Below are 13,566 nucleotides of genomic sequence, written 5' to 3' on the forward strand. Positions count from 1 at the left end.
CCTCAGGCCGGGCGCCAGCGTCCCGCAGCGCGTTCCCAGGGCTGGATCATCGTCCATTCGATCATCAGCATCACCATGATGAAACTGAGCGCATAGGCCAGCACATGCGCGGTCTCGAAATTCTGGAAATAGAGGTGGATGCGAAAGCCGATGCCGGAGGAACGGCCCAGGAATTCGACCACCAGAACGACTTTCCAGATCATCGCCAGCCCGTTGCGCCCGGCGATGGCGAAATAGGGCGCAAGCTGCGGCAGGATCACATGGCGGAGCCGATCACCCGCGGGCATGCCGTAGCTCATCGCCATATCGGTGAGCCGAATGTCGCGCGTCCGCGTGCCGTCGCGCAGGGTCACCGTCACCTGTGCCAGTTTGTTGAGCGTCACTGCGGTGATCGCGGCGGTCTCGTTGAGACCGATCCACAGGTAGCACAGCACGATCAGCACCAGCGCCGGCAGGTTGAGAAAGATCGTCACCCAAGTGCCGAGAAAGTGGTCGAGACGCGTGGAAAGCCCGAGCGCAATACCGAGCGCCGATCCCAGCACCATGGCCAGTGTAAAGGCGACAGTGACGCGGGTGAGCGTTGTCAGCATATCCGGCCAGAGCGCGCCCGAGCGTATCAGCTCGGTGAGCACGGCAAAGACCTGCATGGGCGAGGGCAGGACCATCGGATCGGCCTTGAGCCAGGAGGTCAGTGCCCAAAGCCCGATCAGCGCCGCCAAAGAGAGAGCGGTCATCGGACCTGTGCCTGTGGTCTCTCGTGCCATCTCCTGCTCCCGACCTGTCTTGCCGTGCCGAGAGACTAACGCGCCTCTGGTCGAATGAGGCTCTGGACTTTGGTCGTATTACCGGTTGCGCGCGGCGGGCATAGCTTGGGGGCATGTGGAGGAGATCTCGATTGGCCAGATGGGGCGTCGCGCTGCTGAGTGCGTGGACCCTGCTCCTGTCCTGCGCTGCCCTTTGGGCCGAGGCGCCGGAGCCATTGCCGCGGGCGGAAATCGAAGCCCGGATCATGCCGCCCTATGCGCTTGGCGATCTGGCCGGGGGCGATCTCGGCACCAAGGGTGTCTACCTGTTGCTGAACTCGGGCGGGGCGGAGATCGGCTATGTCTTCGAAACCGGGCCTCTGGCGCCGCTGCCCGGATTCTCCGGCGCGCCGATTGATATGCTGGTGATGATGGACAAGGCGGGGCTGATCCTTGATCTGCAGCTTCTGTCGCAGCGCGAACCGGTCTTTGTCTCGGGCCTCGGCGAGGCGCCGTTTCGCGAGTTTCTCACACAATATCCCGGCCTGTCGATCACCCAGAGCCTGGTGATCGGTGTGCCCTATGGCGCGGGCGGCGCGGGCTCCGATCTCACCTATCTCGACGGGGTCACCAAAGCGACGGCTTCCGTCCGGATCGCGCATGAGAGCATCCTCGCTGCGGCGCTGGCGGTGGCGCGCGACAAGATGAAAGGGATGAAGACCCAGGCCCCGGCGCGGCCCGACCCGGAGATCCGTGAGGAGCTGTCCTGGCCCGATCTGGTGGCGCAGGGCATTGCCCGATCACTGGTCGTCAGCAATGCCGAGCTCGACACGGCTTTTGCCGGCACGATCTGGGCGGAGGACGATCCGGAGGCGAAATCCGATCCCGAGGGCGCCTATCTCGATCTCTGGCTGGTGGATGTCGGCCCGCCTTCGGTGGCGCGTGCGACCCTGTCCGAAGAGACCCGCGAGGAGCTGGAGCATTTCCTCGAGGTGACGCCGGAGGCCGAGCCCTTTCTGGTGATGGATGCCGGGCGCCATGGGCTGGTGTCCGCGGATTTCGTTCGCAACACCGCGCCGGATCGCCTCTCTGCGGAACAGGGCGGCCTGCCGATGGGGCTGCGCGATGCCGATATCTGGGTCGAGCTGGCCGAGGGGCCGCCAGAGACGGAGACGGCGATGATCCTCTGGGCCGACCGGCGGCAGGGATTTGACCCGCTCACCGAATGGACCCTGAAACTGCAGGCGGTGCGTCGTCATGGCATGTTCCAGCCGCAGATCGGTGATCGGCATTTCACCCTGGATTATGTCGCACCCGAGCGTTTCTTCATCGTCCCGCAAGGGCACAAGCCTCTGCCCGCCTGGGCCGAGGCGATGCACAATCGCAAACCGGATCTGATTGTCCTGGCGGTCGGGCTCGTCGCTCTGCTTGTTCTGCTCGGCCCGTTGATGAATCGTTTCGCCGCGCAGCGGTATTTTACCCGCTACCGTCTGGTCATATTGGCGCTTGTCGTCACCTTCGTCGGCTGGTGGGGGCAGGGGCAATTGTCGATTGTCACGGTGCTGGCCGTGCTGCGCGCGCTCTCTGGCGACGGATCGCTCTCTGTCCTGCTTTACGATCCGTTCTCGCTGTTGATCTGGGCGGTCGCGATCCTTGGCTTTTTTCTCTGGGGGCGCGGGCTGTTCTGTGGCTGGCTTTGCCCCTTTGGGGCGATGCAGGAACTGATGCATCACCTCGGGCGGGGCCTGCGCCTGCCGCAGATCATGCCGAACGCGCGCTGGGACCACCGTCTGAAAAAGCTCAAGTATCTGATGCTGGCGGGGCTCGTCTTTGTCGCCTTTGCCGCGCCGGATTACGCCGAGAAGGCCGCCGAGGTCGAGCCGTTCAAAACCGCCGTCACGGTCTATTTCCAGCGCAGCTGGCCCTATATCGCCTATGCGGCCGGGCTTCTGTTGCTCTCCATGGTGTTGTTCAAGGGGTTCTGCCGTTATCTTTGTCCGCTTGGCGCGGTGATGGCGATCGGCGGTCTCCTCCGTGGTCGAGACTGGATCAAACGGCGCGAGGCCTGTGGCAGCCCTTGCCAGCTTTGCCGGGTCAAATGCGCCTATGGTGCGATCCGGAAAACCGGCGAAATCCAATATGACGAGTGTTTCCAATGCCTCGACTGCGTGACCATCCACGACGATCCGGGGCAATGCGTACCGCTGATCCTAGCGGCGAAACGCGGGGCACGGAACAGGCAGGAGGAAGCGGCATGACCCTGACCCGTCGGAGATTTCTCACGCTCTCGGCCTGTGCGTGCGCACATCCCGCATTTGCGACCGAACGGCACTGGTCCGGACGCGCTTTCGGCGCAGACGTTTCGATTGCCCTCACCGGGCGGGTGGATCGGCTCGGGGCGGATCTCGCCGCCGTGGTGGCCGAGATCGCAGGGCTCGAGGCGCGGTTTTCCCTGTTCTCGCCGATGTCGGAACTGCAGCAGTTGAACGCCCGCGGGCAAGGCGCGATCAGCATCGAGATGGAAGAGATCCTGCGGATTTCGCGACGGGTACACCGGGCCACCGAGGGCCTGTTCGATCCGACGATCCAGGTGCTGTGGCAGGCTCTGGCGCTGGGCGCCGAGGCCGGGACAGCACGCGATCTGGTTGATTTCTCGCAGGTCGAAATTGGTCTGGGACGTGCAAGGCTCGGGCCGGGGCAAAAGCTCAGCCTCAATGGTATTGCCCAGGGCTATGCCACGGATCGCATCGCGGCATTGTTGTCGCGGCGGGGTTATGATCAGGCCCTGATCAACATCGGCGAATATGCGGCGCTGGGCGGGCCTTACACGCTGGGATTGTCCGATCCATCCGCCGGTCGCATCGGGCAGGTGAGTCTACGTGGCGCAGCGCTGGCGACATCGAGCCCGGAAGGTATGCGCATCGGCGGGGCGCCGCATATCCTGCACCCGAAAGGCGGGCGCCCGCTCTGGTCCACCGTGACGGTTGAAGCCGCCTCCGCCGCACTCGCCGATGCCTGTTCGACCGCCATGTGCCTGATGGACCGCGAACAGATCGAGACGGTGCAGGAGGTGCTGGGTCTGAGACGGGTGATTTTGGTCGATGAGGCCGGTGATCTGACGACGATTTGAGCCCCTTGGGGGACGTTGGGATGTAAGGGCGTGCGCCGGACCGTGGGCAGGCGCTGCAGCTGTCGAACGTTGCACTTTATGCCTGCCAAATCTGAGAAGAATTAGAACGATGCGCGCGGTCTCGAATGCGCCTGACCGCTGGGACGGTCCGGCGCACGCCCGGGCAACTGCGTTGCTGTTCCGGGCGGTTGCACATGGTTCGAACGTTCGTTTCGTCCCGCTCAGCGGCCCCTCCACCCCGGTCCGGCCCTACCGCTCCGGTGGTAGAAAGCTCAGCCCGTGTGCGGCAAAGATCGCTTCGATCCGTCCGTCATTAAGTGCCTTCTCGATCGCGTAATCCACGGCATAGCCGAGATCCCGGTGCTGCATGCCGACCGCGACACCGACGGTCCATTCCGTCCGCGCGAGCCCCGGTAGCGGCGGGCGGTGCACGGCAAAGCGGTCCGCCACCTGATCCGTTTCGATCTCGGCTTCGATCACCGCCAGCGGTGCCATCGAGGCCATGGTCTCGCCCTCGATCATCGCCGCCACCGCCGCCGGCGCGTTCGGATAGCGATGAATCGCTTCCGCGACCGACCCGTGCCCGATCGAGGCGAGATAGAAATCAGGCAGGCTGTCATTCTCGACCGCCACCGTGTCGTAGCGGAAATAGGCGGGTGTCGGCCCGCCATCCGGATACTCGGCACGGTCGTAGCCGATGGCCAGCGCTTCACCCGCATATTGCCCGGTGAAGACCACCTGTTCGACACGACAGGTCAGCTTTGAATCGTAAGGCACATGCAGCATCACGTCGGAGACACGCCCGCCGATCACCGCACCTTTCCAGATGTAATTGCGCAGATCGCTCTCGAGGTTTTCGTCGGCCTGCACCAGACGGAACTTCGGCGTGACTCCGAGATCTTCGGCGATGATCCGGCCGATCTCGACGTCGATGCCTTGGGCTTTGCCACCCTCCTCGTAGGACCAGGGCGCGAAATCCTCGTAGAGGGCGAATTCGATCCAGCCAGATTCGAGGATGTCATCGAACTCACGGCCGATATCCTGCGCGGCGGTGTTTTGTGGCTTCGGTCCCGGCACATAGTCCTCACAGCGCGCGAAAGCCGGCCCCGCACATGCGAGACCGGCCATCAGGGCGAGGACGGAAGCCGGGGTTTTGGAGATCCCGACGGTCATATCAACCCTCCCTCAATGCGTGGCGGATAGGCCGACGGTCAACAGATCGGCCGCGTGTTTCCAGGTCTCCGGATCGTCGGACATGGCCTGTGACGCTTCGAACGCCACCGAGACCGCGACCGGGGCGCCGGAGCCGGTTTCGACATGCGAGGCGATGGTCGAGAGCTCCTCTTTCACGCCTTCCGGATTCTCGAGATCTCCCGCCAGGAGGTGATCGCGGATCTCCGTCAGGCGGGTCTGATAGTCATCGAGCGCGCCATCATCCGGTCGGGTCTCGATATAGGTGCGGATGGCCCAGCCGGCCTTTTGACCGAGGATCTCGCCAAAGGCGGGCATCTTGGTGATGCCATTCTGGGTCATGCCGTGCTGGAACCGTTCGACGAACCATTCATCACCATATTCCTCGGCTTCGAGATAACGCAGATCCGGGGCAAGACCGCCGGAGACGACGCCGAGCCCGTGACAGCGGGCGCAGTTCTGGTTGTAGCCGGACGATCCGATTTCGATGGCCTTGAGCCAGACCTCGTCGCCGGCCGCCTCCGCTCGGTACGGGTTCTCGCTCAGCCACTCTTCGCCCACGTCGGGCAGGGCGTCGGTGTTGACCGGTTGCGGCGCGACATCGCCATGGGCGAAGGCGGAAGTGGCAAGAACGAGTGCGGTAAGCGTGGCGGCAGATATGCGTTTCATGATGGTCCTCCCAACAGTTTCCCAAAAGGCTATCGCTGCGACTGCACGGCGCGCCATTAGACCTTGGTCCCAAAGACATCCGGAAACGGCAGCGGGCCATGAGACTTTGGTCCAATATTCCGCGCCGGGTCTGCGTGCTTAGGCTGAGGGCCTAGGGAGGATTTTCGATGACAGGCATGGCACGGGCATCTCTGGCGAGGGCCGTCATGACCAGCATGGCCGCGATGCTCGCAGCGACCATCGGGGCGACATGGGCGACGGGCGCGGCGGCGCTCGACGTGTCGATCGGTTATCTGCGGTTCGAACGCCCGCCTCATGCGGTGCTCTCCAATCTCGACCCGATCCCGGAACGCCGGGGCATCGAAGGCGCGGAGCTGGCGCTCGGGGACAATCGCACCACAGGCAAGTTTCTGGGCCATGACTATGGGCTCGAGGTGATCTCGGTGCCCTTCGACGGTGATATTTTCGCGGCCGCCAGGGCGATGGAGGCGGATCACGATCTGATCCTTCTGGATATGGCGGCAAAGGACATGCTTGCGATCGTCGATGCCGCCCCCGCCGGGACGCTGTTCTTCAATGTCGGCAGCCGCGATCCGGCCCTGCGCGACAGCGCCTGCCGGGCGCAGCTTTTGCACGCCATTCCCAGTTTGGCCATCGAGGCGGATGCGCTCATGCAGGTGCTTTTGGCGAAAGGCTGGAACAAGCTGGCCATGATCGAGGGGCCAACCCCGCAAGACAAGGCGCTGGCCGAGACCTATCGTAAATCCGTGCAGAAATTCGGGCTCAAGATCGTCTCGGAAGCGAGCTGGAGCTTTGACACGGATCTCAGACGCGCCGCCAGCCGGGAAGTGCCGTTGTTGACCCAAGCCTTCAAACCCCATGACGTGGTGCTCATTGCCGATGCCCACGGCGATTTTGCCCGTTACATCGAGCATAACACATGGCAACCGCGCCCGGTCGCCGGGGCCTCGGGGCTCGAAGCCGTCGCCTGGGCCCCGGTTGTCGAGCAATGGGGCGCGGCGCAGCTGCAATCCCGGTTTGAACATCTTTCCGGGCGGGAGATGACGCCAGAAGATTACGCCGCCTGGGCCGCCATGCGCACGATCGGAGAGGCGGTGACCCGGCTCGGCCAAACCGACCCGGCAGAGCTGCGTGATTACATCCTTTCGGACGCCTTCGAATTGGCCGGGTTTCAGGGACGGCCGCTGAGCTATCGCCATTGGAACGGTCAGATGCGGCAACCGATCCCGGTGGTCAACGCCCATGCTCAGGTGGCCTCGGCGCCCCTGGACGGGTTTGAACATGCCCGCAATCCCCTGGACACGCTCGGTATCGATCTGGCCGAGAGCCGCTGTTCCGCTTTTGGAGACTGATATGAGATTCGCCACGCTTCTGCTTTCAACCTGCCTCGCCGCACTCGTCACGCCGCTCCTTGCCGGGGAAATCCGGGCTGGTGAGATCTGGATCAGCAATGAAAAGGACGACACGCTGTCGGTGATCGACGCCGATACGCTCGAGGTGATCCGTACCATCCCGACCGGTGAACGGCCGCGCGGGATCACCTTCAATTCCGATTTCACCCGGCTCTATATCTGTGCCTCCGACAGCGACGCGGTGCAGGTGATGGACCCGGACACCGGCGAGATCCTGCACAACCTGCCGTCTGGCGAAGACCCGGAGCAATTCGTGCTCTCGCCCGATGACCGCCATCTCTGGATCGCCAATGAGAATGACGCGGTCTCGACCGTGGTCGATGTGGAGACGCGCAAGGTCGTCTCGCAGATCGATGTCGGCATTGAACCGGAGGGCATGGCGATTTCTCCCGATGGCAAGACGGTGATCACCACCTCGGAGACCACCAGCATGGCGCATTGGATCGACGCCGAGACGCGTCAGATCTATGCCAATACGCTGGTCGACGCCCGGCCGCGGCATGCGGAGTTCGTCAAGGATGGCTCAGAGCTCTGGGTCTCGTCGGAAATCGGCGGCACGATTGCCGTGTTCGACACCGCGACACAGCGTGAAAAGGCAAAGATCCATTTCGAGATCAAAGGGGTTCATCCGGACCTGATCCAGCCGGTCGGGTTCGAGCTGACCCCGGATCAGAAAACCGCCTTTGTTGCGCTGGGCCCGTCGAACCATGTCGCTGTGGTCGATACCGAGCGTTTCGAGGTCGAGGAATATATCCTCGTCGGGCGTCGCGTCTGGCATATGGCTTTCGGTCCCGATCACCGCCGGCTGTTCACCACCAACGGTGTCAGTGGTGATGTCACGGTGATTGATGTCGCCGCCCGTAAGGCGCTTCAATCCATCAAGGTGGGGCGTTTCCCATGGGGCGCGGTAATGCGCCCATAGGTTTTTAAAAGATAATATAAATCGACATATATCTCTTAAAAAATCAAAATAATGCATTTTTAAGTCGGATTGCGATGAGCTTTCATTGCTGCTTCCCCGTGTGGGGGCCGTGTCCCGCTTTGGGGGTGCGCCTTTGGGGGCGCGTCGGGTCTCGGGTCCTGTGCGACCCGCGACCTTGGTCGCATGGGGCAATTTGTCCGCCTGTGGCAGCATTTGCGCAGGAGGACCTGTCATGAAACCTGCTGCACGCAACCTGTCCGCTCTGCTTCTGACCGGATTTCTCACCGCACCGCTTTGGGCCGAGGATCTGGCAATGACTCCGGGGGAGGACACCGAGGTGACCGAGGACGGTACGCTCAACCCGCATGAAATGTCCATGGCGCATCTGATGGATCAGATCCGCGACGGCGACACCGGCATGGTGATCTGTTCCCAAGGTTATCTTCTGACCAAATCCGGACGTCATGCGCTGGCCCGCGAATTGTTCGAACGCTGTGCCGACGAAGGCTGGACCGGGGCGATGACCTGGATGAGCCAACTTGAGGACAACGGGCTGGGGGCGCCGCAGGATCTCGAAGCCGCGAGCGAATGGAACCGCCGTGCCGCCGAGGCGGGCGATCCGGTGGGCAAGTTCAACCGCGGGCTCGATCTCATGCGCGGCTGGGGCGTGGCACAGGACGAAGAGGCCGGGCGCGCCCTCGTCGATGAGGCGGCGCGCGACGGGCTGGCGATCGCACAGAGGCTGCAGAGCGCGGATTACGATCTCGACGAGGTCACGCCCGATGCCGACGAATGGCGCTATCAGAAACTGTTCTGAGCCGTTGCCCCGCCCACAAAGTCCAGAAACTACGACCAAAGTCGTAGGGTCTCTGCGACCAATGTCGGGGGGCTTTGTTGAGGTAAATCAACATGGCGGAAGGGGATTGGCGCGATGTTGACTCGTGACAGATGAGACAGGTAGCGCGCCAAAGGAGACAGCTATGAAAGCCAGACAATTCGCACTCGCCATGATCCCCACCCTTTTCGCGGCCGCCGCCCTGGCGGGAGAATATGATGCGATCAAGATCGAGGCGGGCGCCTCGCTTTTCGACAAGGAATGCCATCGCTGCCATTCGGTAGATGCCGATCGCGCCAGCTACGGCCCGCTCCTGAACGGGGTGATCGGGCGCAAGGCGGGGTCCTTCGAGGGCTACCCCTATTCCGACGCGCTGGCCAATGCCGGCTTCACCTGGACCAAAGGCGCGATCCGCGCCTGGATGGAGGACAATGACGGCCTGGTGCCGGGTACGAAAATGCGCCACGTGGGTGTGACCGACCCGACGGTGCAGGATTTCATCGTCACCTATCTGGCGTCGATTTCTCAGTAAGATTGGCAGAGTGACCGGCCAGGCCGCGCCCGTCTCACTGGAGCCGGGCGGGCTGCCCCGCGAGGCGCAATTGTCGCGCGGCGAGCCGTGTTGCCTCGTGGTCCGAATGCGTCACCAGGAGCGTGGTGACCCGGGTCCGGGCCCGCAACTCTTCGAACAGGGTCATCATCTCATCGGCCAGTTCCGCGTCGAGCGAGACGAAAGGTTCGTCCATCAGCAAGAGTTCAGGCTCTGTGGCGAAGGCACGGGCGAGTGCGAGCCTGCGCTGTTGTCCGAGCGAGAGCTGGGTCGGGAAATGTTCGGCCCTCTCTGACAGGCCGACTGCCGCGAGCCACTGTTGCGCCGCGTCGTTTGTGCACCGCGTCACCAGGGTGATATTGTCCCGCGCCGTGCGCCACGGCAGCAACGTTGGGTCCTGAAACACCACGGCCATTCTCCCGGGGCGCTGCACCGTGCCGGTGAAGTCGCGATGCAACCCGGCGATCACCCGCAAGAGCGTGGATTTACCGACCCCGGAGGGGCCGGTGATGGCGACGGTCTCGCGCGGCAGGATGTCGAAGGCCAGAGGGCCGAGCACCGTGGCGCGCCCGTACCGGGCCCGCTCCAGACGCAGTGAAAGAAGGCGGCTCTCGCGCAGCGTCTCCGTTGCTTTGTCGAGCGGGGGGTGCAAAGCGATATGCCCGATGGCGGTCATCCCCAGCCTCAGGAGGCGGGTTTGTAGAACAGGCCCTCGGGCAGGCTGGTGGCCTTGCCGACCAGCGCTTCACCACCCAGAGAGGCCATGATCGCCAGCATCTTTGCCGCATCCTCTTCGGAGACCGGACCGGGGGCCGGGATGCCGGCGATCCAGCCGGCTTTCAACGCCTCGAACTGGGCGTCATTCTTGACCCGCATGCGATCGCGCAGCTGCTCCCAAGCGGCGTCATCGGACGCCAGAAGATCCTTGGCCTCGCGCGAGGCGGCGATCAGCCCCTCGACCAGCTCCGGGTGGTCTCTCACCACCTCGCCACGCATGACATAGCCCAGAAGCGGTGTGTCCGGATTGAGGCCAAGCGCCACGGCCGCCTCCGAGGTCGAGGCCAGAAGCCGCATGCCCGCAGCCTCCATCTTTGCTCCGAAATGCCAGAAATTGATCGCCCCGTCCAACTCGCCGGAGAGCGCGGATTTGAAAATCAGCGGCGGCGCGCCGAACACCTGTTCCGTGTCGCCGGCCAGATCCTGACCGGTTGCCTGCTCGGCATAGGCGCGCAGGATCAGCCAGCTCTTGTCATTCGGCCCGCCGGCAATGCCGATCTTGCCGCCTTTCAGGTCGGCGAGGCTCTGCGCGGGGCTGTCCTCGGGCACATAAAGCCCGCCAACGGCCTTGGAATAGGGGACAAAGACATAGTCCTTGCCGCTGGCGCGCTGGGCCGCGACCCAGAGCCAGTCGGCGACGATCATATCGACCTCGCCCGCCGCCAGGGCAACACGGGAGGCGGGGCTGCCGGCGACATCCATGGTCTCGAGCTCGAACCCATGCGCCTGATCGAACTGGTTCTGTTTGATCGTCTCCACTTCCCAGGCCACCGTGCCGGACATATAGAGCGCGGCCTTGAGCGTCGGCAGGTCTTCGGCCTGAGCCGATCCCGCGATGAGGCCGGTCAAAGATGCGGCGGCGGTCAGGGCCATCAGGCCTTTCGTGAATCTGGTCATATGTCGTCCTCCCTGGCCTCAAAGCTTGGCGCAGAGTCCCCGTGCGCGAAATACGACCAAAGGAGGGGCCGAATAGGGGCGGGTCGCATGGGAATTACGACCAATGGCCAATTTCGGAGCGCGCGGCCCTGCGTCGATCATATGAGGGCTTTGAACGTGGCCGCCGGGACCGGTCGAGTCGCGGAAAGTCCACAATGGGAGGAAATCACATGAATAGGTTTGTCACCGCCGCGAGCGCGGCCATTCTCGCGCTGGGATTCGCACAGGGCACCCTCGCGGGGGTGACCGAAGCGGATCTGCTGAACGACGCGACGACGCCGGGCGACGTGCTCACCAACGGCATGGGGCGCAGTCTGCAACGCTACTCGCCGATCGCCACGCTGAACAAGGACAATGTCGAAAATCTCGTGCCGGCCTGGGCCTTCAGCCTCGGCGGCGAAAAACAGCGCGGTCAGGAAACCCAGCCGCTGGTGCACGACGGGGTGATGTATATCACCGGGTCCTACAGCCGGGTCTATGCCATCGATCTGAAGAGCGGCAAGGAACTGTGGCAATATGATGCCCGCCTGCCGGAAGGCATTCTTCCCTGTTGCGATGTGATCAACCGCGGCGGCGCGATCTATGGCGACAATTTCTATTTCGGCACGCTGGATGCGCGGATCGTGGCGCTGGACCTGAAGACCGGCGACGTGAAATGGCGCAAGAAGATCGCCGATTACAAGGCCGGCTATTCCTACACGGCGGCGCCCTTGATCGTGAACGGTCTGGTGATCACCGGCAACTCCGGCGGTGAGTTCGGCATCGTCGGCGAAGTGCAGGCGCGCGACGCCGAGACCGGCGAGCTTGTCTGGACCCGTCCGGTGATCGAGGGCCACATGGGCACCTACAAGGGCGAAGAGAGCACCATGACCGGTACGCTCAACGCCACCTGGCCGGGCGACATGTGGAAGACCGGTGGCGGCGCCACCTGGCTCGGCGGGTCCTATGATGCCGAGACCGACACGCTGGTGTTCGGCGCGGGCAACCCGGCGCCGTGGAATTCGCATCTGCGCAACGCCGGCGCCCCGACCGAAGGCAACACCGGCGACAACCTCTATGCCGCGTCGCGGATCGGTATCAACCCGGAGAATGGCGAGATCAAATGGCACTTCCAGACCACGCCGCGCGAGGGCTGGGACTTTGACGGGGTGAACGAGGTCGTGGCCTATACCGACCGCGCGGGCAACAAGCGCTTTGCCACCGCCGACCGCAACGGCTTCTTCTACGTGCTGAACCGTGAAGACGGCAAATTCGTCTCCGCCACACCTTTCGTCGAGGACATCACCTGGGCCGAGGGCATCGATGAGAACGGTCGCCCGATCTACAACGAGGACAACCGTCCGGGCAATCCGCTCGAGGCCGAAAAGGGCGAGATGGTCTTTGCCGTGCCGTCCTTCCTGGGTGGCAAGAACTGGATGCCGATGGCCTATTCCCAGCACACGGGCAATTTCTACGTGCCTTCGAACGAATGGGGCATGGACATCTGGAACGAACCGATTTCCTACAAGAAAGGCGCGGCCTATCTCGGCGCCGGTTTCACCATCAAGCCGATCTTCGAAGATCATATCGGCTCTCTGAAAGCCATTGATCCGGATAGTGGCGAAGTGCGCTGGAACTACAAGAACGACGCGCCGCTCTGGGGCGGGGTGATGACCACCGCCGGCGGTCTGGTGTTCTTCGGCACGCCCGAGGGTGAATTCATCGCGCTCGACGATGAAACCGGTGAAAAGCTTTGGTCGTTCCAGACCGGTTCCGGCATCGTCGGCCAGCCGATCACCTACGAGATGGATGGCGAACAATATGTTTCGATCGTCTCCGGCTGGGGCGGTGCGGTGCCGCTCTGGGGCGGTGAAGTGGCCAAGAAGGTGAACTACCTCAACCAGGGTGGCACCGTCTGGACCTTCAAACTGCCGAAACAGCTGGCCATGGCCAACTGATCCGAGCGACCGGAAGGTACCTGAAACTCAGAGCCCCGGCATGGATGTGCCGGGGTTTACGCGTGCAGATTTGGCGATTGAAGCGGGGCGCTCATCCCTGTCGCGACAGCGATGAGATGAAACGCAGCGCCGTGCGGCAGTCGCGCAGGCCGCGTGACAGTGTTGCCGGCATCGTCCGCAATGTCCGGGCGCGTGTCATTTGGTTAGAATCAGCTTGCCGGCGCGGGTGATGCGCAGGGTGTAGATCTGACCGTCGAGATCGATGGCCCGGGTCGTGCCTTCGGCGATCAGGCTGCGGGCGTCGAGCGGTGGAAGTTGTCGGGAATCGGAGGAGATCGTGGTCACATATGCGTTCATTTTGGTGCCTTTGGCCTTGTGGTCTGTCGCGTTTGGCACGCGTCGGGATCACCAAGACTGGCTGGGCGGGACGCCTTTGCTTGCCA

At 63.3% G+C, this 13,566-nt stretch carries 13 protein-coding genes; 7 read left to right on the forward strand and 6 right to left on the reverse strand.

Annotation, left to right across the window (positions count from 1 at the left end; all coding sequences use genetic code 11):
- Positions 1-2 precede the first annotated feature (2 nt).
- Positions 3-764, reverse strand: a complete 762-nt coding sequence (locus BM151_RS14940; protein ID WP_090061547.1) for an ABC transporter permease — start codon at positions 762-764, stop codon at positions 3-5.
- Between the two features lie 113 nt (positions 765-877).
- Here BM151_RS14940 and BM151_RS14945 point away from each other — a divergent pair, with 113 nt between their 5' ends.
- Together BM151_RS14945 and BM151_RS14950 are read left to right on the forward strand one after the other, a co-directional pair.
- Entirely contained in the window at positions 878-3,001 is a 2,124-nt protein-coding gene (locus tag BM151_RS14945; protein WP_090061548.1) for a 4Fe-4S binding protein, read from the forward strand.
- A complete protein-coding gene (locus BM151_RS14950; RefSeq protein ID WP_090061549.1) occupies positions 2,998-3,873 on the forward strand; it encodes an FAD:protein FMN transferase in 876 nt (291 codons plus the stop codon). Before BM151_RS14945 ends, BM151_RS14950 begins: the two co-directional genes overlap by 4 nt.
- Before the next feature lie 249 nt (positions 3,874-4,122).
- Here BM151_RS14950 and BM151_RS14955 read toward each other — a convergent pair whose 3' ends face one another.
- Both BM151_RS14955 and pedF read right to left on the reverse strand, forming a co-directional pair.
- Positions 4,123-5,046 carry a substrate-binding periplasmic protein gene (locus BM151_RS14955; protein ID WP_090061550.1) on the reverse strand — a complete coding sequence of 308 codons (924 nt, stop codon included), beginning with the start codon at positions 5,044-5,046 and terminating at the stop codon, positions 4,123-4,125.
- Positions 5,047-5,058: 12 nt separating this feature from the next.
- Positions 5,059-5,733 (reverse strand): cytochrome c-550 PedF, encoded by a 675-nt coding sequence (pedF, locus tag BM151_RS14960; RefSeq protein WP_090061551.1) that lies wholly within the window; start codon positions 5,731-5,733, stop codon positions 5,059-5,061.
- Between the two features lie 167 nt (positions 5,734-5,900).
- Between pedF and BM151_RS14965 the strand changes: the two genes are divergently transcribed.
- From BM151_RS14965 to BM151_RS14980, 4 genes are all read left to right on the forward strand, one after another.
- The gene (locus BM151_RS14965) at positions 5,901-7,106 is read left to right on the forward strand and encodes an ABC transporter substrate-binding protein (RefSeq protein ID WP_245781228.1); all 1,206 of its coding nucleotides are present in this window, start codon (positions 5,901-5,903) and stop codon (positions 7,104-7,106) included.
- A gap of 1 nt (position 7,107) precedes the next feature.
- Positions 7,108-8,088 (forward strand): YVTN family beta-propeller repeat protein, encoded by a 981-nt coding sequence (locus tag BM151_RS14970; RefSeq protein ID WP_090061553.1) that lies wholly within the window; start codon positions 7,108-7,110, stop codon positions 8,086-8,088.
- Between the two features lie 232 nt (positions 8,089-8,320).
- Positions 8,321-8,905: a tetratricopeptide repeat protein gene (locus tag BM151_RS14975; protein WP_090061554.1), complete on the forward strand. Its 585-nt coding sequence runs from the start codon at positions 8,321-8,323 to the stop codon at positions 8,903-8,905.
- Positions 8,906-9,068: 163 nt separating this feature from the next.
- Positions 9,069-9,455 (forward strand): c-type cytochrome, encoded by a 387-nt coding sequence (locus tag BM151_RS14980; RefSeq protein WP_090061555.1) that lies wholly within the window; start codon positions 9,069-9,071, stop codon positions 9,453-9,455.
- Positions 9,456-9,489: 34 nt separating this feature from the next.
- Here BM151_RS14980 and BM151_RS14985 read toward each other — a convergent pair whose 3' ends face one another.
- A complete protein-coding gene (locus tag BM151_RS14985; RefSeq protein WP_090061556.1) occupies positions 9,490-10,149 on the reverse strand; it encodes an ABC transporter ATP-binding protein in 660 nt (219 codons plus the stop codon).
- Positions 10,150-10,157: 8 nt separating this feature from the next.
- Complete coding sequence (locus BM151_RS14990; RefSeq protein WP_090061557.1) at positions 10,158-11,147, reverse strand: ABC transporter substrate-binding protein; 990 nt, start codon at positions 11,145-11,147, stop codon at positions 10,158-10,160.
- Between the two features lie 209 nt (positions 11,148-11,356).
- Here BM151_RS14990 and BM151_RS14995 point away from each other — a divergent pair, with 209 nt between their 5' ends.
- The gene (locus BM151_RS14995; protein ID WP_090061558.1) at positions 11,357-13,123 is read left to right on the forward strand and encodes a PQQ-dependent methanol/ethanol family dehydrogenase; all 1,767 of its coding nucleotides are present in this window, start codon (positions 11,357-11,359) and stop codon (positions 13,121-13,123) included.
- 195 nt (positions 13,124-13,318) lie between these two features.
- Here the strand turns inward: BM151_RS14995 and hemP are convergent, their stop codons facing one another.
- Positions 13,319-13,480, reverse strand: coding sequence for a hemin uptake protein HemP (gene hemP / locus BM151_RS15000; protein WP_090061559.1), 162 nt, complete (start codon positions 13,478-13,480; stop codon positions 13,319-13,321).
- Positions 13,481-13,566 lie beyond the last annotated feature (86 nt).

Origin of the sequence: Celeribacter neptunius (assembly GCF_900113955.1) — a bacterium.
In the GTDB taxonomy this organism is placed as follows: domain Bacteria; phylum Pseudomonadota; class Alphaproteobacteria; order Rhodobacterales; family Rhodobacteraceae; genus Celeribacter; species Celeribacter neptunius.